The following is a 19,801-nucleotide window of genomic DNA, read 5'->3' as shown; positions in this document are numbered from 1 at the left end:
GAAAGGCTTCAAGAACGGCAGGTTTGGGCCTACTGCGGGTTGACGGTCGGCTACGCTTCACTTGTGGGATTAGAAATCGCTACTGGAACTGAATTGCGTAACTCCAACTGTCGTCGGCGGCATGCGCTCTCGCGACAAAATGGATCAGGCAGTGCCCTGCTTCAAGAAACTCCTTTGTTCGCTCATGTGTGAAAGGTGCTGGAAGCTGCGCCTTGTTGCCGTGCGCAACATTGTTTCGAAGGCGAGCATAGCTACGTCCCAGTAAGACCTGCCAATCCGAAACGTTAACTTGATCGCTATCCCATTTAAGGCCGCCATCTTCTTTCGCGGTTAGATACTGGGGTGCTTCTTCCTTGAAGATCCGAAACCCCGAGTTCGCAAAATTAAAATCAGCGAAAGGAAACTTGTCTTCCAACGACGTGCCGACACGGTCCCAATTAATGCCAATAACCGCCCTTGTCTCTCCGTCCACGTGGGCAAACGTTTGGTCGAGGTTCACCAAGAAAAACTCGAATTTGGAGGCCAAGAGCATGAATTCTGCAATTTCCTCGTCCACGATCGTCTCCCAGAATTTCATGCCAGGCCAAGACATGAGGCTGTTAGCCGGCTTTGGCAAGGATGCGTTTAGCGTATGTCCGATTTAGGTAACGCTGCAACGCGGCGGCTTGCCGAAATCGAACGGCCGATTAGAGCCGGAAACTACAATTCGGCCGATAGACAATAGAAAAATAATGGTGCCTCAAGAGGGACTCGAACCCCCGACCTTGTCCTTACGAAGGACCTGCTCTACCAGCTGAGCTATTGAGGCCTTCAGGCCCTACTATGGCCCTACTAATTCTATACTCTTGCCGCGAACCCTTTGGTTTTGCAAGTCATTCTAGCGGGGACCCGCTAATTACGAATGACGTGCTCTACCAGCTGAGCTACAGCGGCACCGTAGGTCATACCGAACACATTATGACCGGATGCGAAGCTTCGTTTAAACTGTCAGTCTGGCGCCTGCAAGCCCGGTTGTAACCGTTTTGGCGTTGCTCAGTGCGGCCGGGCCTTAAGTTGTGAACCGGAAGCCTGTGGCCAACCTTTCAAATTGGCACTCTGGTCCGTGAATTTTTTGTGACGACGCGGAATGAAATTGACTCGTTCGCTATACTTCAATAATTCATGAAATATGATAGAACAGATAACCGATCAATTGACCACCCTTGGCCACCCGCAGCGCATCACCGTGTTTCGCATGTTGATGCGACGGTTTCCTGACAGGGTACCCGCAGGCGAGCTGGCGGCGGAGCTGGATATCAAACCCAGCACCATGTCGAACTACCTGAATGCTTTGCAGCGGTCGGGGCTGGTGAAACAGGAACGATCCGGGACGTCTCTGCTCTATTCGATTGAAATGAAAACTGTGCAGCAAATGCTCGATTTCCTGATCGTGGATTGCTGCCGTGGCCGCCCGGATATCTGCATGCCCTTTCCCAAAGACACCGCGACGAACCGAAAGTTCAATGTGCTGTTCATTTGTTCCGGCAACTCCGCCCGTTCGATTTTTGCCGAATCCTTGCTGCGACAGATCGGCGGCGACCGGTTCAACGTTTTTTCAGCCGGGACGCGGCCCAGTTCAGAACTCAATCCCTTTGCGGTGCAGGTTCTGCGCGACAAGGGGCACGATATCTCGGTCCTGCGGCCGAAGAATCTGTCCGAGTTTTCGGCGCCGGACGCGCCTGTCATGGATTTTGTCTTTACTGTCTGCAATCAGGCCGCCAACGAGGAATGCCCGGCTTGGGAGGGCCAACCGATAAGTGGCCATTGGGGCGTGGAAGATCCGGTCAAGGCCGAAGGTACCGACGCCGAGAAAAGCCTGGCCTTTCAAACCGCCTACGGCGAACTGAAGCGCCGGATTCAGGCCTTTTCGTCATTGCCGGTCGAAAGCCTTGACCGGATCGCATTGCAATCCGCCGTCGATGAAATCGGGCGCACGCCTACCGAGGAAACGAAATGACCACCTACGCACTGAACGGCCTTGGCCGTATGGGAAAACTGGCCCTGAAGCCTTTGCTTGAAAAAGGCGCAAAGATTGCCTGGATCAACGATGCCGTCGGTGATCCCGAGATGCATGCGCATCTGCTGGAGTTCGACACTGTCCATGGGCGCTGGGACGCGGAATTCGACCATGATGCAGACAGCATCACGGTCAACGGTACCCGCCTGCCGTTCGTTGGCACAAAAGACCTGAGCGCGTTGCCGCTGGACGGTGTTGATGTGGTGATCGACTGCACCGGCGTGTTCAAGACCGAAGCGAAGCTGGCACCGTATTTTGACGCTGGGGTGAAGAAGGTTGTTGTCTCTGCTCCGGTCAAGGACGGGCCGACGGCCAATATCGTCATGGGTGTGAATGACGGAACCTACGACCCCGCGGCGCATAGGATCGTGACGGCGGCCTCGTGCACGACAAACTGTCTTGCGCCTGTCGTGAAGGTCATTCACGAAAACCTGGGCATCCGCCATGGATCGATGACGACGATTCACGACGTAACCAATACGCAGACAATCGTGGATCGGCCTGCCAAGGATCTCAGGCGTGCACGCTCGGCACTGAACTCTTTGATCCCGACCACGACCGGGTCGGCCACGGCCATCACTCTGATCTATCCGGAACTCAAAGGTCGTCTGAACGGCCATGCGGTTCGGGTGCCGTTGCTGAACGCCTCGCTGACCGATTGCGTGTTCGAAGTTGAGCGTGAAACCACGGTTGAAGAGGTCAACGCCTTCTTCAAAGCCGCTGCCGAGGGCGAACTGAAGGGCATTCTGGGCTATGAGACGCGCCCGCTGGTGTCCACCGATTACACCAATGACGAACGCTCTTCGATCGTCGATGCGCCCTCGACCATGGTTGTGAACGGGACGCAGGTGAAAATCTATGCGTGGTACGACAACGAGATGGGCTATGCGCATCGGCTGGTGGATGTCGCGCTGATGGTCGGGGCATCATTGTGACGCAACGCCCCGAAGGACTGTCGGCCTATATCGCGGTCACGGCTGCCTATTGGGCCTTCATGCTGACCGACGGGGCGCTCAGGATGTTGGTGCTGTTGCACTTTCACACCCTGGGCTTCTCGCCGGTGCAACTTGCCTATCTGTTTGTGCTTTATGAAATCGCCGGGATTGTCACCAACCTGTCCGCCGGTTGGATCGCCGCACGGTTCGGGTTGACCTCGACCCTCTATGCAGGGCTAGGGGTGCAGATTGTCGCGTTGCTCGCCATGACGCAGCTTGATCCGAACTGGACCGTCGCGGCTTCGGTCACTTTTGTCATGATCGTGCAAGGGGCCAGCGGAGTGGCCAAGGATCTGGCCAAAATGTCTTCGAAATCGGCGGTCAAATTGCTGGCTCCCTCCGAAGGAGGCGCGTTGTTTCGATGGGTTGCGGTTCTGACGGGTTCGAAAAACGCGGTCAAAGGGCTGGGATTCCTGTTGGGTGCCGCCATGCTTGCAACACTGGGCTTCCTTCCGGCAGTGCTTGCCATGGCCGCCGCTCTGGCGGTGATCCTGGTCGCGGTGATGTTGTTCATGCCAGCGGGCCTGCCGAAGGGGCGCAAGGGCGCAAAGTTCTCTGAGGTTTTTTCAAAATCAGCAAATGTGAACTGGTTGTCCGCGGCGCGTGCCTTCCTGTTCGGCGCGCGGGACGTCTGGTTCGTGGTCGGCATCCCGATCTATTTCTATGCTGTTCTTTCAGATGGCACCGAAGAGGGCAATCGGGCCGCGTTCTTCATGATCGGAACATTCATGGCGGTGTGGATCATCCTCTATGGCGCCGTGCAAGCCAACGCGCCAAGGATTCTTCGTGCGTCAGATCGAACCGAAGGTGATCTGATCCGTGCCGCACGCAGCTGGGCGGCGATCCTGTTCTGTGTTCCTGCGGCTCTGACACTGGCTGTTTTGCTGTCAAATGGGCCCGAGACCTGGCTGACCCTGACGCTGGTCGCAGGGCTTTTGGTCTTTGGTGCGATCTTCGCGGTCAACTCATCGCTGCATTCCTATCTGATTCTTGCCTTCACCCGGTCCGAGCGTGTGACGATGGATGTCGGCTTTTATTACATGGCAAATGCGACGGGGCGGTTGGCCGGCACCGTCTTGTCTGGCCTGACCTATCAAGTCGGGGGGCTGCCCATGGTGCTGGGCACAGCGGCCGTGATGGTCGGGCTTGCCGCGCTGACCTCTGGCAAACTTACGGGTCAAACGGCTGAGGCGCTGTCATGAGCATTTTTGAACGATATCTCACGATCTGGGTTGCACTTGCGATGATCGGTGGCGTCCTGATCGGGCTGGCCGCGCCGGGGCTGGTGCAGCTGGTGGCAAGCGCCGAAGTCGCCAGCGTCAATCTGGTGGTAGCGGTGCTGATCTGGGCAATGGTTTACCCGATGATGGTAAACGTCGATTTCGGCGCAGTCGCCGGAGTCGCCCGCCAGCCACGTGGTCTGATTGTGACGCTGGTGGTGAACTGGCTGATAAAGCCTTTCACCATGGCACTGCTGGCCGTCCTGTTTTTCGACTATGTCTTCGCACCTTGGATCGCGCCCGAAGATGCGGCGCAATACACTGCCGGTCTGATCCTGCTGGGGGCCGCCCCTTGCACCGCCATGGTGTTTGTATGGTCGCAGCTAACCAGAGGCGACGCGACATACACGCTGGTTCAGGTCTCGGTCAATGATCTGATCATGGTCGTGGCATTTGCGCCGATCGTGGCCTTTTTGCTGGGTGTCACCGACATCGAAGTGCCGTGGCAGACTTTGGTTTTGGCCACGGTCCTTTATGTGGTGCTGCCGCTTGTCGCCGGGTTGATCACGCGCCGCAGATTAGGCTCTAAACAGGCGATAGAAGCCTTTTCTTCGCGGGTGAAGCCGTGGTCCGTCATGGGATTGATTGCAACCGTGGTCATCCTGTTCGGCCTGCAAGGTCAGACCATTCTGGCGAAACCTACGGTCATCGTTCTGATCGCCGTTCCCATTCTGATCCAAAGCTATGGGATTTTTGCCATTGCCTATGGCACCGCTTATGCGCTGAAGGTTCCCCACCGGATCGCAGCGCCCTGTGCCATGATCGGGACATCGAACTTTTTTGAATTGGCCGTTGCCGTCGCAATCAGCTTGTTCGGTCTTCATTCCGGCGCGGCATTGGCGACGGTCGTGGGGGTCCTGGTCGAAGTGCCGGTGATGCTGTCGCTTGTGGCTTTCGCCAACCGAACACGCCAGCGTTTCCCGGAACCTGCAACATGACAGAACCGGTCAACGCGGTAGGGCGATGACCGGAACTGGCGGCTATGCACCGCCAGCCTTGCAGCAACGTTGCTTCAGAAATCCACGCCGCGCTGTGCTTTGATGCCCGCTTGGAACGGGTGTTTCTCCTCGGTCATTTCCGTGACCAGATCAGCATAGTCACGCAGCCCGTTCGGCGCGTCGCGGCCAGTCAGGAATACGCTGGTCTTTTCCGAGCGCGCGTTCAAACCTTCGATGACCTGTTCGACCGACAGGTATTCGTAACGCAGGGCGATGTTGATCTCGTCCAGCACAACCAGATCGTATTCGCCGCTGGACATCAGGGCGCAGGCCTTGTCGAAGGCGGCATTGGCAGCTGCAATATCGCGCTCCCGGTCCTGTGTGTCCCAGGTAAAACCTTCGCCCATCGTATGCCATGTCACCAGATCACGCTCTTCGAAGAAACGGCGCTCTCCGGTTTTCCATTTGCCCTTGATGAACTGCACCACAGCAACCTTCTGGCCCCAGCCCAAGGCACGAATGACCACGCCGAACGCGGCCGAGGACTTGCCTTTGCCCTTGCCGGTATTGATCAGGACCAGACCGCGGCCTGGATCCACGGCCTCGGACACTTTCTTGCGGTGCTGGGCCTGCACCTTCTGCATCTTTTCCTTGTGATCCTGCGCGTCGCTCATTTTGGAACCTCTTTGACTGTTCGGCCCAACCTAGGGGAAGATTGCAAAAGGTAAAGTCATGCTTTGGGGTCTGTAACCGACCGGACCTTGCCGCGCTCCAGCCCCAACTGGTGTTCGCGCCAGATGACGACAACATTGCCTGCGATCACCAGTGCGGCCCCGATCAGGATTGCAAGCGTTGGCAGTTCGTCGAACCAGACATAGCCGATCACGATCGCAAACAGCATGGTTGCATAGTCATAAGGTGCCAGCATCGAGGCCTGACCAAACCGATAGGAGGATGTGACCAAAATCTGGGCAACGCCGCCGATCAGGCCCATCATGACCATGATCAGAGCCTGATTCCACGTTGGTATTGACCACCCCCAGAATGCCGTCAGGGCGGACAGAAGCGTCGCGGTCATCGAGAAATAGAACACGATGGCCGCAGGGTGATCGACCTTGACCAATTGCCGGATATGGATCTGAACGAAGGCACGGGCGAGGGTTGCGCCCAACACGCACACCGCGCCGATGGTGGCGGCGACCTCCATCTTGGTGGTGCCAAGACGTGGCCAGATCATGATCAGGACGCCCAGCAGACCCAAAGCCACCGCGCCGATACGGATAAGCCGAATGCGTTCGCCCAGCATGACGGCGGCCAGAATCAGGGTGAAGATCGGCGTCGCATAGCCGATTGCGGTGACTTCGGGCAGCGGCAGCAGGCTGAGGCCGGTAAAGGTAAGACCCATGGCGCTGGTCCCCAGAACGCCACGCCAGAAATGGCCCATGGGTTTCTTGACCACAAAGCCTTTCGACAACTCCCCTCGCGCGATGAGCCAAAGAATGATCACGGGGATTGCGAACAGGGACCGAAAAAACACCAATTGGCCCGGTGGGAACTCATCCGACAGTGCTTTGACCAGCGCGGACATCGACGTGAACAGGAACAAGGCGCACAGCTTCAGCGTTACCGCAAGCAGAGGTCGATGCGAAGTTAAGGGTTTTGTCATCGGCGCGAACCTGCGCCTTTGCCGGGCAAAGATCAACGGGTGGGTTCAGCAATTCACCCAGGATTGCGGCAAGGAGCAGCCGATCTCTTCGGCGAATTCTTCAAGAAAGCGGATCATGCGCGCGGTGCGTTGCTCGGCAATCAGTCGGCCGGTTTCGGTTAGCATGTCACCCGGCAGCCGCAGCAGCTTCACCTTCCAATGGTCGAGCGAGAAATGAAGGTCGTCCAGTGGCCGGACTTGGGCAAAAGGATCTGCCGGGTCATAAAGAGTGCGCCCCAAGGCTCCGGAAACGGAAAAGTTGCGGGCGATGCCGATGGCGCCCAGGGCGTCAAGCCGGTCCGCATCGCGCAGAATGCGCGCCTCGATCGTTTCAGGGGGGATATTGGCCGAAAAACTATGGGCTTCGATCGCGTGCTGGATCGCGCGGATCTGATCGGCTTCAAACCCGATTTCCTTAAGAATAGGCTCTGATTCCGTTGCGGATCTGCGCGAGGCAAGATGCCGGTCGGGATCGTCCTTGGGCAGATTTACAAGATCGTGCAGATAACTTGCCGCCAGCAGCACGGACATATCGGCTTGATCATCTGCGATGGCCCGGGCGTTGGTCCAAACACGATCCAGATGGGCCAGATCATGGGCCGGATCCGTTTCCATGCGATGTGCGACCACAGCGCGCAGACGTGCGCGCAGATCAGCCGATCCGTCCACGGTTCTCTCCGATCTGGCCGCGATGCAGCAGAAGGTGGTCGAGGATCACGCAGGCCATCATTGCCTCACCCACTGGAACAGCTCGGATCCCGACGCAGGGGTCGTGACGGCCCTTGGTGATGATCTCGGTCTCTTCGCCTGATTTGGTGATGGTTTTGCGTGTGGTCAGAATCGACGAGGTCGGCTTGACCGCAAAGCGCACGACGATGTCCTGCCCGGTCGAGATACCGCCCAGAATCCCGCCCGCATGGTTCGAGCTGTATTGCGGACCGTTCTGCCCCATGAATATTTCGTCGGCATTGGCCTCGCCCGTCAGTTCAGCCGCGGCCATGCCCTCGCCGATCTCGACACCTTTGACGGCATTGATCGACATCATCGCTGCGGCCAGATCAGTGTCTAACTTGGCATAAACCGGCGCTCCGATCCCGGCGGGGACGCCTCGCGCAACGACTTCGACCACGGCCCCGACCGAGTTGCCGGACTTGCGCAGATCATCCAGGTACGCGGCCCAGTCTTCTGCGGCGGATGCATCGGGTGTCCAGAACGGGTTCTGTTCGATCTGGGACCAGTCGAAGTTGGCGCGGTCGATCTTATGCGGCCCTATCTGGGTCATGTAGCCGGTGATCTGCACGTTGGGCGCGATCTGTTTGATCGCTTCACGCGCCAGTCCACCTGCTGCAACACGTGATGCTGTTTCCCGTGCCGAGCTGCGCCCGCCGCCACGATAATCCCGGATTCCGTATTTCTGCCAATAGGTGATATCGGCGTGCCCCGGACGGAACTTGTCGATGATATCGCCATAGTCTTTCGAGCGCTGATCGGTGTTCTCGATCATGAGCTGCACAGGCGTTCCGGTGGTTTGCCCTTCGAACACGCCGGACAGGATTTTCACCTGATCGGGTTCGCGCCGCTGGGTGGTAAACTTGTTCTGCCCCGGTTTGCGCTTGTCCAGCCAGTGCTGGATCATGCCCTCGTCGATCGTGACACCCGGCGGACAGCCGTCAACGGTGGCACCCAAGGCGGGTCCATGGCTTTCACCCCAGGTGGTGACGCGGAATAGATGGCCAAAACTGTTCATCGACATGGGGCGTGCTCCTTTGAGCGTCGTGATTAGCGGGGAGCGCCTTGAGCCTCAAGGGGATTTGCGAATTGGTGGGCGCCACCTTGCGGTGGCGCGAATGAGTATTTTTGAAAAGATGAAGATCAGGCGGCCTGCATCAGCGCCGTTCGGGTCGCTGTGATTTTCAGCGCAGCTTGTGCGGCTTCGCGGCCTTTCTCAACAAAATGCGCGCGGTAGATGGCGTTGTGGTGATCGGTTTCCTGATACTGGTGCGGCGTCAGGGAAACGGACAGGACCGGTACGCCGGTATCCATGCCCGCGCGCATCAACCCATCGACAACGGCCTGCGCCACGAAATCGTGCCGGTAAATACCGCCATCCACGACAAATGCGGCGCAGGCGACAGCGGCGTAGCGGCCGGTTTGGGCCAGATCGCGGGCCAGCAGCGGCATCTCGAACGCGCCGGGTACGTCGAAAACATCGACCTGATCGGCCGGGATCAGTTCAAGAAATCCGTCAAGCGCGCGGTCGACGATGTCGGAATGCCAGTTGGCTTTGACAAAAGCATAGCGGGTGTGTGTCATCGTGATCTCCTTTCAGTTCGGTGGCCTGCTGGCGGTCGCGAAAACCTTCGCTGCCAGCCTGGCATGACACGTCACCCAAGGCGATCACGAGCAGGCGCGCCGGTTCACCGGCACGGCTTGCACGTTCTCTTCCATCCGGACTTTGACCGTCGGCTCTGGCCTCTCACCAGATCTGCTGACACTCTTTCGTGGTTCCACACTTTGTCCAAATACCGGCCTCTGCCGTTCGGATCGTGGACACGGCAGAGCCGCTCGCGGGCTTGCGGGTCATGGCCCGCATACCGCCGGTGGGGAATTCCACCCCGCCCTGAGAACGAGGCAGACCTTGCCAAGAACCAACCCCATCTGCAAGAGATTTGGCAGGAGGTCGCCCATGCACCCAAATCCAGCCTTCCGCGCCGAGGATCGAGCGCGTCATATTGAATTCGCCCGTGACCGGGCTTTTGGCGTTCTGGCGATTTCCGGCGACGGCGCGCCATTGATCAGTCACGTGCCCTTTCTGCTGTCTGAGGACGGTGCGGTGGTCGATCTTCATCTGGTGCGATCAAACCCCATTGTCCGTATGCTGCACGGGCCGAAAGAGGTCAGGATCGCGGTGCAGGGGCCTGATGGCTATGTCTCGCCCGACTGGTACGGTGTCGCCGATCAAGTTCCGACGTGGAACTATGTCGCCGTGCACCTGACCGGACAACTTGAACTGCGCCCGCAGGACGAGCTGCGTGATTTGCTGGATCGACAAACCGCATTCTTTGAAGATCGACTGCTGCCCAAGGCGCCATGGGTCACCGGGAAAATGTCTGATGACGCGTTGGCCAGAATGATGCGGATGATCGTACCATGCCGGATGCAGGTAGAGGATATCCAGGGCACCTGGAAACTGGGCCAGAACAAGCCGGAGGAGGCAAGAATCGCTGCCGCCGACAAAGTGCCCGGCGGATTTGGCAGTGAAACCGGTCAGCTGGCCGCCTTGATGCACAAGGCGTAACCAGCACCGGGAAACAGGATTACTCGGAACTGAAAGTTGCCAGATAGGCGGCGATATCTTCCGCACCTTTCCTGAGCTTGACGCTCATGTTCGGGCGGGCGGTTTCGTCATCCAGATACTCTTTGATGAAACCGATGGGGTCTTTGGAATAGGCGGCGATGTTTTCTTCGGTCCAGATCAGACCTTCTTCGCCGGCGCGGATCATGTCATCGGTGAACATGCCGACCGGCAGGCGCTCGCTGCCATAGCGATAGTCTTTTTCGGACCCGGCGACACGTCCGACGACGCCATAGAGATTCGGGCCGGTGATTCCGCCTTTGACCAGTACTTCGCCGTCCTTGATGATCGCATGACACGATGAACAGCGGTTGTACATCGCCTCGCCTTTCGCAGGATCACCTGCTGCAAGTGTTTGCGAGGACAGGGCCAATGTGAATATTGCAGTGGCCAGGATGATTTTTAACATAGGGGTCTCCTTGCAGGAGTTCGCGCGATTTTCGCGCTGTCCGGTATTCACGGAAAAAGTGCAACTGTGTAATTGCGCTCAATTTTCGATTTAAATCATCTATTTGGCGAATATGATTTACCCAGCAGACAATCGTTGCTTCGTGATGCTGATTGTCAAGAATACGCGCTCAAATGACTGGCCGACTGGTGGTCAGAATCGGGCTGGATTTCGCCTGCAAAACGGAGTTCGAGGTTCGAATCAACCCCCGTTGATTCGAAGCCGCAGGCAAAGTTGCGGACGAGAATCACCAAAAAAAAGCCCCTCGTCACGTGCATGAAGGGACACATGCGGCGTATTGCGCGTTTATGAACGCTGGACGAACACTATTCTCCCCGATAGTAAGCGCGGTTAAGACACCGCATTCGTGCGGTGCGCGAGCTATTTGCCCGTCCGCGGGCGCCAGATAATCGGAGATAACCTCGTGTCCCACGCAGAAGACCACGAAGGCACCCGCAGAGATTTCCTGTACTACGTCGCTGGCGGCGCAGGTGTCGTTGCAACGGGTGCAGCCGTATGGCCACTGATCAACCAAATGAACCCGTCGGCAGACGTTCAGGCGCTGTCCTCGATCCGTGTGGATGTGAGCGGCGTCGAGCCGGGCACGCAACTGACGGTAAAATGGCTGGGAAAACCCGTTTTTGTCCGTCACCGCACCGGTGCCGAGATTCAGGAAGCCCAGGAACAGGACGCCGAAGGTGTTGATGCGCTGCCAGATCCGCTTGCACGCAACTTCAACCTGAGCGCAGATGCGCCTGCGACTGACGCAAACCGCGTCATGCCGTCACCGGAAGGCGAAGCGCCGGGTGCCTGGATCGTTCAGATGGGCGTTTGTACGCACCTCGGCTGTGTGCCTTTGGGGGATGCCGGCGACTTCGGTGGCTGGTTCTGCCCGTGCCACGGCTCGCACTACGACCTCGCCGGTCGTATCCGTAAAGGCCCCGCGCCTGAGAACCTGCCTGTCCCGCCCGCAGAATGGGTGGACAACAGCACAATCAAACTCGGCTAAGGGAGACCCAAACTTATGTCCGGAATTCCCCACGATCATTACGAGCCGAAGACAAACGGCGAGAAGTGGCTGAACAGCCGCCTGCCGATTGTTGGCCTGCTGTACGATACCCTTATGATCCCGACCCCCAAGAACCTGAACTGGTGGTGGATCTGGGGCATCGTTCTGGCGTTCTGCCTGGCGCTGCAAATCATCACCGGTATCGTTTTGGTGATGCACTATACCCCGCATGTTGATCTGGCCTTTGCCAGCATCGAGCACATCATGCGCAACGTGAATGGCGGTCACTTTATCCGCTATCTGCACATGAATGGCGCATCGCTGTTCTTTGTGGCGGTTTACATCCATATGTTCCGCGGCCTTTATTATGGCTCGTACAAAGCCCCGCGTGAGATCACGTGGATCATTGGTATGCTGATCTACCTGATGATGATGGGCACCGCCTTCATGGGCTATGTTCTGCCCTGGGGGCAGATGTCCTTCTGGGGTGCGACCGTAATCACCGGCCTGTTTGGTGCGATCCCGTTTGTTGGTGACGCGCTTCAGACCTGGTTGCTGGGCGGGCCCGCCGTGGACAACGCCACGCTGAACCGCTTCTTCTCGTTGCACTATCTGCTGCCGTTTATCATTGCGGCATTGGTTGTGGTGCATATCTGGGCCTTCCACACCACCGGCAACAACAACCCGACAGGTGTTGAAGTGCGCCGGGGCTCGAAAGCTGAGGCCGAGAAAGACACGCTGCCGTTCTGGCCGTACTTCGTGATCAAGGACCTGTTCGCGCTGGCCGTGATCCTGGTCGTGTTCTGGGCCGTCGTGGGCTTTATGCCGAACTACCTGGGCCACCCCGACAACTACATCGAAGCCAACCCTCTGGTGACACCTGCACACATCGTTCCCGAATGGTACTTCCTGCCGTTCTACGCGATCCTGCGCGCGTTTACCGGTGAGGTCTGGGTCGTTCAATTCGCCAGCTTCATCACCGGCGGTATCATCGATGCCAAGTTCTTCGGTGTTCTTGCGATGTTCGGCGCGATCCTGGCCATGGCGCTGGCGCCCTGGCTGGACACGTCTAACGTGCGTTCAGGTAAGTACCGTCCGATGTTCAAATGGTGGTTCTACCTGCTGGTCATCGACTTCTTTGCCCTGATGTGGCTGGGTGCGATGCCCGCGGAAGAGCCCTATGCGACCTTCTCGCTGATCGCGTCCGCCTACTGGTTCGCCTATTTCTTCGTGATCCTGCCGATCCTCGGAGTGATCGAGAAGCCTCTGGCAGAGCCCGAGACCATCGAAGAAGACTTCAACGCGCATTATGGCAAGGCTGATGCCGACGCCACGCCGGCCGAGTAAGAAGAGGGACCGGAAACATGTTCAAGAAACTTGCAATCGGCGCCGCGTTTGCCTTGGCCCTGACCCCTGTTGCATCCATTGCAGCAGGTGGGGGTGAGCAGCATATCGAAGACTTCGACTTCTCGTTCGAAGGACCCTTCGGCACCTGGGACCAGCATCAGCTGCAGCGCGGCCTTCAGATCTATACCGAGGTCTGCGCAGCCTGCCACGGTCTGCAATACGTGCCTCTGCGCGATCTGGAAGCGCTGGGCTATTCAGAAGAAGAAGTCATCGCCTATGCGGCTGACAACTTCGAAGTGTTCGATCCCGAGCTGGACGATTTCCGCCCGGCGATTCCGACTGACCACTTCCCGGCGAACAACGGTGTCGGCGCACCGGACCTGAGCCTGATGGCCAAGGCCCGCGCGGGCTTCCACGGACCTTACGGTCTGGGCATCAATCAGCTGGTCAAAGGCATGGGCGGAGCCGAGTACATTGCCTCACTGCTGGACGGCTATACTGGTGAAGAGAAGGAAGAGGCAGGAACTGTCCTCTACGAAAACAAGGCCTTCCCCGGCGGCTGGATTTCGATGGCACCGCCGCTGGCGGATGAACAGGTCGAGTTCGCTGACGGGCACTCGAACTCGGTCGAACACATGTCAGAAGACGTCTCGGCGTTCCTGATGTGGGCGGCCGAGCCGAAGATGATGGAGCGCAAGAACGCTGGCTTTGTTGGCGTGATTTTCCTGACCGTTCTGTCGGTGCTTCTCTATCTGGTCAACAAGCGCCTGTGGGCTCCGCATAAGGGCAAACTTCGTAAAGAAGACTGAGACCCTTTTCAGTAAGCATAAATTGAAACCCCCGCGCCATCCGGTTGCGGGGGTTTTTGTTTCCAGAAGGGGTCACAGGGCCTTGCCCCCCCTTCTTGGCCATTGGCCAGTTTCTTCCCGGGGTCTTTCTTTACTGATGAAGGGAATCAGGCCGTGAGTTGGGTCATGGTCTGCCCGGTGATTGCAGCGCGCACGATCTGGCCTTCGGGTTGAGGTGCTTTGAACGAAACCTCGGTGAACTGTTCGGTTCGGCCCATATGCGGGTTTTCCATCAGGATGTGATGGGTTTTGCCGATTTGTTGTGACAAGTGCTTTGTGACCTGAGCGTCGCCTGCTGCGCGCAAGCGGGCGGCGCGATCCTTGATGACCGTTCCATTCACCTGCTGCGGTATGCGGGCTGCCGGTGTTCCTTCACGCTTGGAATAGGGGAAGACATGCAGCCAGGTCAGGTCGCAGTCGGTGATCAGCTTCAGCGAGTTTTCGAAATGCGCTTCGGACTCGGTCGGGAAGCCTGCAATGATATCCGCGCCAAAGGTCATGTCGGGGCGTAGCTTGCGTGCCTCTTCGGTAAAGCGGATGGCGTCGTCGCGCAGGTGGCGGCGTTTCATGCGCTTTAGAATCAGATCGTCGCCGTGCTGAAGCGACAGGTGCAGGTGCGGCATCAGGCGCGGCTCGATTGCAATGGCCTGCATCAGATTCTCGTCCACCTCGATCGAATCGATCGAGCTGATGCGCAGGCGCGGCAGGTCGGGCACCAGCTTCAGGATGCGCATCACCAGATCGCCCAGCTTGGGGCTTGCGGGCAGGTCGGCGCCCCAGGATGTCAAATCGACCCCGGTCAGCACGACCTCGTTATACCCCTTGTCGACAAGCCGCTTGATCTGATCCACCACCACACCGGCCGGGACGCTTCGCGAGTTGCCCCGGCCATAGGGAATGATGCAGAAGGTACAGCGGTGGTCACAGCCGTTCTGAACCTGCACATAGGCGCGCGAGCGGGTGCCGAACCCGTCGATCAGATGGCCGGCCGTTTCCGTGACCGACATGATGTCATCCACCTGCACCGCCTCGGTCTGACCGATGAAATCGGCAGCCATGCCTTTCCAGGTCTCGGGCTGCATCTTTTCAGTGTTGCCGATGACCGCATCGACCTCGTCCATCCGGGCAAAGGTTTCGGGCTCGGTCTGGGCGGCACAGCCTGTGACGATCAGGCGGGCATTCGGATTCTCGCGCCGTAGCTTGCGGATCTCCTGCCGGGCCTTGCGCACGGCCTCAGCCGTCACTGCGCATGTGTTCACCACCACAGCGTCTGTCAGACCGGCCTGTTGCGACAGCTCTTTCATCGCCTCGGTTTCATATGCGTTCAGGCGGCAGCCCAACGTGGTGAACTTGGGCGGGTTCATCCCAGCGACCTCAGAAATTCAGGCGTCAGAGTGCCAGAGAAAACGTGACATGTCGGGCCGGTCATCCAGACACCATCGTCGCGCCAGTCGACCCAAAGCGTGCCACCATCCAAATCAATCCGCACCTTGCGCCCGGTCAGCCCGCGTCGCGCGGCAGCCACGGCTGTTGCACAGGACGAAGACCCAGATGCCAGAGTAATGCCAACTCCGCGCTCCCAGACGCGCATACGGATGTGATCCGGGCCAATGACTTGGGCCACCTGGACATTAGTGCGTTCGGGATAAAGCGGGTGGTATTCGTAACGCGCACCGAATTCTGCCAACGGGATCGCTTCGGCGTTGTCAACGAAGAACGTGCAATGCGGGTTGCCCATTCCCGTTGCCGTCGGGGTGCCTTCGATTGGCAATTCCAGCGTGTCCATCTCTTCTGCCAGAGGAACTTCGCGCCAGTTCAGCTGCGGGTGCCCCATGTTGACCGAAGTGAGCCCATCGCCGGCATCCCGCGCATGAAGGGTTCCCCGTTCCGTGGTGAGCTTCAGGGCAGAGCGCCCCGTCTCATCCATAAGCAACCGTGCAATACAGCGGGTGGCGTTGCCGCAGGCGGCAGAGGTTGATCCATCGGAATTGTAGAACACCAGATGCGCGTCGGCTTCACCTTTTTCGATAACGGCCAACTGATCGAATCCCACACCAAATTGCCGATGCCCGATTCCCCGGGCCAGTTCCGGCGTGATCGGGGCATCCTGTGCGCGTGCGTCAACAATGACAAAGTCATTGCCCAGCCCGTGCATCTTTATGAAGGGCAGTCCGGTGTCGAGTCTCTGTTGCATGGCGGGCATATAACGTCGGTCCGAACATGAATCCACCCTGTCGCGAAGATTCCTCAAAAAAGGGGTTGACCCTCCAGCGCCACCTGCCTAATTAGGCCGCCTATCGGGTTGCCGGAAACACGCGTTGTTACGGCGAAACGAGGCGCGAAATAAGGGCTTGAACCCGGTCAGGGAATTGCCGTAAAGAGCGCCACGGATCGACAGATCCAACAAAAGAGTGGGCCGTTAGCTCAGTTGGTAGAGCAACTGACTTTTAATCAGTGGGTCGCAGGTTCGAATCCTGCACGGCTCACCACTTTTTTCTAAGTTAGAATAATGTGTTATGCGCTGTAGAGATTGTGTTGCTACTTGCTCAGCAGAACAGTTGCTTTGAATGGGGGACACAGGGGGGACAAAAGCCGCTGATTTCTAACCCTAGTTCAAACCCGTAGCCAGCCTAGCTGATGTCAGGTTTTTTTAGCATTCCTTCAAAGGAAGTGCGTCTGCATCATCTTTCGTCAAAAACGCTGACCAGCTTTCATCGGCGAGTGTTTATTGATTTGCGCGGGCGGGTTATGTGCAATGATGGCCTCGTTCCAGGCCTCGACACACAAGTCAACATGCGTCATGTCGTTGGAACGACAGCTCAGAGCCTTATACGACGCCTAGACCGCGATCGCCACGAGATTCAGGAGTCCGGTCTTGACTGGCACGAAGGCGATGTCCGCGCAAGCCCGCTTAGACAAGCCACAACACAAGGCAACATGCGATTGATCCGAGGGACAGGCTTCCAACAACCAATTGCAAGTGGAAGCGAGATGCCGGTTGGGCGCTGTGCGCTTCCAATCGGGAATACACGCGGCGGGCGTTCATCCACGCTCCCCAATAGATCAGCAGCGAGATCAACACAAAAAGAGTGGCTGCAGCCTTCGCCAGCCACTCGGGTTCGACGGCGGAAAATACGGCCTTGAGGCCAAGGGCAATGGCCACGCATGCCATTCCGGTTCTCATCCAGCCAGCAAACGTACGCTCATTTGCCAATATAGTGCGGTCTTCGGCCCAGTCGGTCCGCTCCTCGGCCAAGTTTTGGCTTTTCGTGTTTTTTTCAGACATTGCCGCCCTTTGGACTAGTCACCAGATCGGAATGTGCAGGCTTGCCGGTTTTTCGGCAAGCCTTCCCAAGACCTTAAACGCGCACAGTTGGGTCGCAAAACGACACACGCGCCCGGTCACCGCGTCAGCTTGATTTCGAGATCGCCCGCAGCATCCAAGCTGCCTGCTCATGAAATGCCGAACGTTCGGTCGCCAGATCTTCGGTCACGACGTCTTTGCGGCTTCCTGCAAGCTCGGTCAGGGCGTGCAGGCGGTGCGCCACCCGCTCGTGATCAGCAGCCAGATCTTCGATCATGTCGGCGGCGGACAGGTCCCCTTCGCGATCCTTGATGGCCGAGAAATCCAGGATGTCGGACATGCGCGAGGGCGCCAGGTGTCCCAGCGCGCGGATGCGTTCCGCGATCTCATCAGCGGCGGCGAACATGTTTTCGTACTGTTCTTCGGTCAGCTTGTGGATCGAATAGAACAGAGGGCCTTCCACGTTCCAGTGATACGCATGTGTCTTGAAGGTCAGCCGGTAGGTGTCGGCCAGAACATCAGCCAGACCTTTGGCCAAGGGTGCGGTGTCGCGCACGCCAGTGGAAACCGGGTTTTCGTTCGGGACAACGTTCAATGCGTCGGTCATGACAACTCCTTTTTTTCTACTGGGGAAGAAACGCCCAAAACCGGATTTGGTTCCACTTTCGGCGGAAAAATCAGTTGACGGTGGGCATCCCGCCATCAGCCGAATAGTCGACCGACACCCGCAGCAGGGTTGGAACGGCGACGTCAGCCGCCGCCTGCAGCGCAGGAGCAAGATTGCTGTGACTTTCGATATCTTGGTAGATCCAGCCAAAGGATCGGGCCAGAGACTCCCAATCGGGGTTGCCGAAGGAAAACTCGCGCGCACCAGGCTGTTTTTCGTCGATCAGACCATAGCCGTTGTCTTCCCAGACCAGAACAGTCACGGGCACGCACAACCGGGCCGCCGTCTCCATCTCCTGAACATTCATCAGGAAGTCCCCATCACCGCAAACGGCGATCACCCGACCCTCGTCCAACAGACGGGCAGCCTCGATCGCTCCGGGCAGCGCAAGGCCCATACCGGCCAGGCCGTTCGGAATGATGATTTGACCCGCCCGGCGTGCTTGAACCTTGCTGGCGACCCAAAGCTTGTGCAGGCCCACGCCAGACAGCAAAACGTCGCTTTCGCGAAGCGTTTCGGAAATCGCCTGACATATTTCCGACGGCGCGACACAAGCGGCATCGGAAGGTGTTGGCCCACCTTCCAGCGAGGCGTCAATCCTCCGCTGGAGACCTTTGAACCAGCTTTGCGGGGGACGTTCGGCCGTGGCCTTCGCAAGAACGTCGATGCAGTGTGGAAGGTCGCCAGTCAGAGCGGCCTTTACCGGCCAGTCCACATCAACAGTCGAGGCCACGTCCGAGATCTCGAGAACCGGCTTCTTACCGCCCATCGAAATGTTCGAGGGTGGATATTCAACCGGGTCAAACCCGATGGCAATGATCAGGTCGCACAGGTCGAAGGCTTCTGATGCCAATTCTTTGCCCGGCTGACCGATCGAATGCAGCGAGAGCGGGTGTCCCGGAGGCAGAACGCCTTTGGCCATGAACGTCGTGACGACCGGGGCCGACAGGCTTTCCGCAAGTTCCCGAACGTCGCTTGCGGTGCCGGATCGGATGACCCCGTGCCCTGCAAGAATCAAGGGCTTTTTCGCCTCAGCCAGCAGGCGCGCGGAACGGATGACCGCATCTGCCGCCGGTCGCACCTCGGCTGGCGGCGGCGCCACGAAAGGTTCGGCCAGAATCGGGACCTCGGCCAGATCCTCGGGCAGGGAAAGATGGACGGCTCCGGGTTTGTCGAGCTTGCTCAATCGCACGGCCTCGGCCACGACTTGGGGGATTTCATCCGCGACCATCAGCGTTCGGCTCAACTTGGTGACTGGCGCGAAGAGCGCTTCGAGATCGATGATCTGATGGCTTTCGCGGCCCAGCCTGGACCGCGCACCCTGCCCCGTGAGGGCGATCAGCGGCACATGGTCAAGCGTGGCATCCGCCACACCGGTGACAAGATTGGTCGCTCCAGGTCCAAGTGTCGAGAGGCATACCGCCGGGTTCCCCGTCAATCGACCGTGAACCGATGCCATGAACGCCGCCGACTGCTCGTGCCGGCACAGGACGAAGTCGATGCTCGACTTGTCGAGTGCGGCGATCAGATCGGTTGTTTCCTCACCCAGAACACCGAATGCACAGGTCACGCCGTTGGCTTCCAGGCAGGCAATCAGCAATTCGGCGGCAGTTTGGGTATGGACGGCATCTTTCATAGGGGTTTGAACCTCGGGGTACTGTTTCAGGGTGTGCGGATGCGCCGGGGTTTACCCACGGATCAGTCGCAAGATCAGCGAACCGATGAACAGGACCAGAAAGATCACGAAAAGGATCTGCGCGATTCCGGCCGAGGCCGACGCGATGCCGCCAAACCCGAAGATGCCAGCAACGATAGCAAGTGCGAAAAAGATCAGCGCCCAGGACAACAT

At 58.2% G+C, this 19,801-nt stretch carries 21 protein-coding genes, 2 tRNA genes and 1 riboswitch; of the genes, 9 read left to right on the top strand and 14 right to left on the bottom strand.

Going from position 1 to position 19,801, the window contains the following annotated elements:
• Positions 1 to 79: 79 nt before the first annotated feature.
• Both GS614_RS08365 and GS614_RS08360 read right to left on the bottom strand, forming a co-directional pair.
• Positions 80 to 556 (bottom strand): hypothetical protein, encoded by a 477-nt coding sequence (locus GS614_RS08365; protein WP_371809390.1) that lies wholly within the window; start codon positions 554 to 556, stop codon positions 80 to 82.
• A gap of 176 nt (positions 557 to 732) precedes the next feature.
• Positions 733 to 808, bottom strand: a tRNA-Thr gene (locus tag GS614_RS08360).
• A gap of 360 nt (positions 809 to 1,168) precedes the next feature.
• On the opposite strand from GS614_RS08360, the gene GS614_RS08355 reads away from it, so the two are divergent.
• From GS614_RS08355 to arsB, 4 genes are read left to right on the top strand one after another with little or no spacing between them, the layout of a single operon-like run.
• A complete protein-coding gene (locus tag GS614_RS08355; RefSeq protein WP_171330561.1) occupies positions 1,169 to 1,996 on the top strand; it encodes a helix-turn-helix domain-containing protein in 828 nt (275 codons plus the stop codon).
• Positions 1,993 to 2,991 (top strand): ArsJ-associated glyceraldehyde-3-phosphate dehydrogenase, encoded by a 999-nt coding sequence (locus GS614_RS08350; protein ID WP_171726000.1) that lies wholly within the window; start codon positions 1,993 to 1,995, stop codon positions 2,989 to 2,991. The genes GS614_RS08355 and GS614_RS08350 overlap by 4 nt, the downstream gene beginning before the upstream one ends.
• The gene (arsJ, locus tag GS614_RS08345; protein ID WP_171725999.1) at positions 2,988 to 4,253 is read left to right on the top strand and encodes an organoarsenical effux MFS transporter ArsJ; all 1,266 of its coding nucleotides are present in this window, start codon (positions 2,988 to 2,990) and stop codon (positions 4,251 to 4,253) included. Before GS614_RS08350 ends, arsJ begins: the two co-directional genes overlap by 4 nt.
• Positions 4,250 to 5,269, top strand: coding sequence for an ACR3 family arsenite efflux transporter (gene arsB, locus GS614_RS08340; protein WP_171725998.1), 1,020 nt, complete (start codon positions 4,250 to 4,252; stop codon positions 5,267 to 5,269). The genes arsJ and arsB overlap by 4 nt, the downstream gene beginning before the upstream one ends.
• 74 nt (positions 5,270 to 5,343) lie before the next feature.
• On the opposite strand, the gene cobO is transcribed toward arsB, so the two are convergent.
• The 5 genes from cobO to GS614_RS08315 form a co-directional block, all read right to left on the bottom strand.
• Positions 5,344 to 5,943 carry a cob(I)yrinic acid a,c-diamide adenosyltransferase gene (gene cobO / locus GS614_RS08335; RefSeq protein ID WP_152459520.1) on the bottom strand — a complete coding sequence of 200 codons (600 nt, stop codon included), beginning with the start codon at positions 5,941 to 5,943 and terminating at the stop codon, positions 5,344 to 5,346.
• 56 nt (positions 5,944 to 5,999) lie between these two features.
• A complete protein-coding gene (locus tag GS614_RS08330; RefSeq protein WP_171725997.1) occupies positions 6,000 to 6,935 on the bottom strand; it encodes a DMT family transporter in 936 nt (311 codons plus the stop codon).
• Positions 6,936 to 6,980: 45 nt separating this feature from the next.
• Complete coding sequence (locus GS614_RS08325; RefSeq protein ID WP_371809389.1) at positions 6,981 to 7,643, bottom strand: HD domain-containing protein; 663 nt, start codon at positions 7,641 to 7,643, stop codon at positions 6,981 to 6,983.
• A complete protein-coding gene (gene aroC, locus GS614_RS08320) occupies positions 7,627 to 8,727 on the bottom strand; it encodes a chorismate synthase (protein ID WP_171725996.1) in 1,101 nt (366 codons plus the stop codon). The genes GS614_RS08325 and aroC overlap by 17 nt, the downstream gene beginning before the upstream one ends.
• A 119-nt stretch (positions 8,728 to 8,846) precedes the next feature.
• On the bottom strand, positions 8,847 to 9,287 hold the full coding sequence (locus GS614_RS08315) for a 6,7-dimethyl-8-ribityllumazine synthase (RefSeq protein ID WP_152459516.1): 441 nt from the start codon (positions 9,285 to 9,287) through the stop codon (positions 8,847 to 8,849).
• Positions 9,288 to 9,406: 119 nt separating this feature from the next.
• A riboswitch (FMN riboswitch) is annotated at positions 9,407 to 9,606 on the bottom strand.
• Between the two features lie 54 nt (positions 9,607 to 9,660).
• Between GS614_RS08315 and GS614_RS08310 the strand changes: the two genes are divergently transcribed.
• Positions 9,661 to 10,272: an FMN-binding negative transcriptional regulator gene (locus tag GS614_RS08310; RefSeq protein WP_171725995.1), complete on the top strand. Its 612-nt coding sequence runs from the start codon at positions 9,661 to 9,663 to the stop codon at positions 10,270 to 10,272.
• Positions 10,273 to 10,291: 19 nt separating this feature from the next.
• On the opposite strand, the gene GS614_RS08305 is transcribed toward GS614_RS08310, so the two are convergent.
• Positions 10,292 to 10,738, bottom strand: a complete 447-nt coding sequence (locus GS614_RS08305) for a cytochrome c family protein (RefSeq protein ID WP_171725994.1) — start codon at positions 10,736 to 10,738, stop codon at positions 10,292 to 10,294.
• Between the two features lie 463 nt (positions 10,739 to 11,201).
• On the opposite strand from GS614_RS08305, the gene petA reads away from it, so the two are divergent.
• Genes petA through GS614_RS08290 form a run of 3 tightly spaced genes read left to right on the top strand, consistent with a single transcriptional unit; the run spans position 11,202 to position 13,942 of the window.
• Complete coding sequence (gene petA / locus GS614_RS08300) at positions 11,202 to 11,786, top strand: ubiquinol-cytochrome c reductase iron-sulfur subunit (RefSeq protein ID WP_152459513.1); 585 nt, start codon at positions 11,202 to 11,204, stop codon at positions 11,784 to 11,786.
• Positions 11,787 to 11,801: 15 nt separating this feature from the next.
• Complete coding sequence (gene petB, locus GS614_RS08295) at positions 11,802 to 13,133, top strand: cytochrome b (RefSeq protein WP_171725993.1); 1,332 nt, start codon at positions 11,802 to 11,804, stop codon at positions 13,131 to 13,133.
• Between the two features lie 17 nt (positions 13,134 to 13,150).
• The gene (locus GS614_RS08290) at positions 13,151 to 13,942 is read left to right on the top strand and encodes a cytochrome c1 (protein WP_152459511.1); all 792 of its coding nucleotides are present in this window, start codon (positions 13,151 to 13,153) and stop codon (positions 13,940 to 13,942) included.
• 146 nt (positions 13,943 to 14,088) lie between these two features.
• Here GS614_RS08290 and mtaB read toward each other — a convergent pair whose 3' ends face one another.
• On the bottom strand, positions 14,089 to 15,345 hold the full coding sequence (gene mtaB / locus GS614_RS08285) for a tRNA (N(6)-L-threonylcarbamoyladenosine(37)-C(2))-methylthiotransferase MtaB (RefSeq protein WP_171725992.1): 1,257 nt from the start codon (positions 15,343 to 15,345) through the stop codon (positions 14,089 to 14,091).
• Positions 15,342 to 16,184: a diaminopimelate epimerase gene (dapF, locus tag GS614_RS08280; RefSeq protein WP_171725991.1), complete on the bottom strand. Its 843-nt coding sequence runs from the start codon at positions 16,182 to 16,184 to the stop codon at positions 15,342 to 15,344. The genes mtaB and dapF overlap by 4 nt, the downstream gene beginning before the upstream one ends.
• Before the next feature lie 210 nt (positions 16,185 to 16,394).
• Between dapF and GS614_RS08275 the strand changes: the two genes are divergently transcribed.
• Positions 16,395 to 16,470, top strand: a tRNA-Lys gene (locus GS614_RS08275).
• 422 nt (positions 16,471 to 16,892) lie between these two features.
• Here GS614_RS08275 and GS614_RS08270 read toward each other — a convergent pair.
• From GS614_RS08270 to GS614_RS08255, 4 genes are all read right to left on the bottom strand, one after another.
• Positions 16,893 to 17,267: a YidH family protein gene (locus tag GS614_RS08270; RefSeq protein ID WP_171116923.1), complete on the bottom strand. Its 375-nt coding sequence runs from the start codon at positions 17,265 to 17,267 to the stop codon at positions 16,893 to 16,895.
• Between the two features lie 124 nt (positions 17,268 to 17,391).
• Positions 17,392 to 17,892 (bottom strand): Dps family protein, encoded by a 501-nt coding sequence (locus GS614_RS08265; RefSeq protein WP_170360286.1) that lies wholly within the window; start codon positions 17,890 to 17,892, stop codon positions 17,392 to 17,394.
• Positions 17,893 to 17,962: 70 nt separating this feature from the next.
• Positions 17,963 to 19,588 (bottom strand): acetolactate synthase large subunit, encoded by a 1,626-nt coding sequence (locus GS614_RS08260; RefSeq protein ID WP_171725990.1) that lies wholly within the window; start codon positions 19,586 to 19,588, stop codon positions 17,963 to 17,965.
• A 51-nt stretch (positions 19,589 to 19,639) separates the two neighbouring features.
• On the bottom strand, positions 19,640 to 19,801 hold the full coding sequence (locus GS614_RS08255; RefSeq protein WP_093961673.1) for a DUF1328 domain-containing protein: 162 nt from the start codon (positions 19,799 to 19,801) through the stop codon (positions 19,640 to 19,642).

Source organism: Ruegeria sp. HKCCD6604 (genome assembly GCF_013110635.1).
GTDB lineage: Bacteria > Pseudomonadota > Alphaproteobacteria > Rhodobacterales > Rhodobacteraceae > Ruegeria.
The sequence above is the reverse complement of the archived record's forward strand: the minus strand, read 5'-3'. Positions and strand labels throughout refer to the sequence as shown.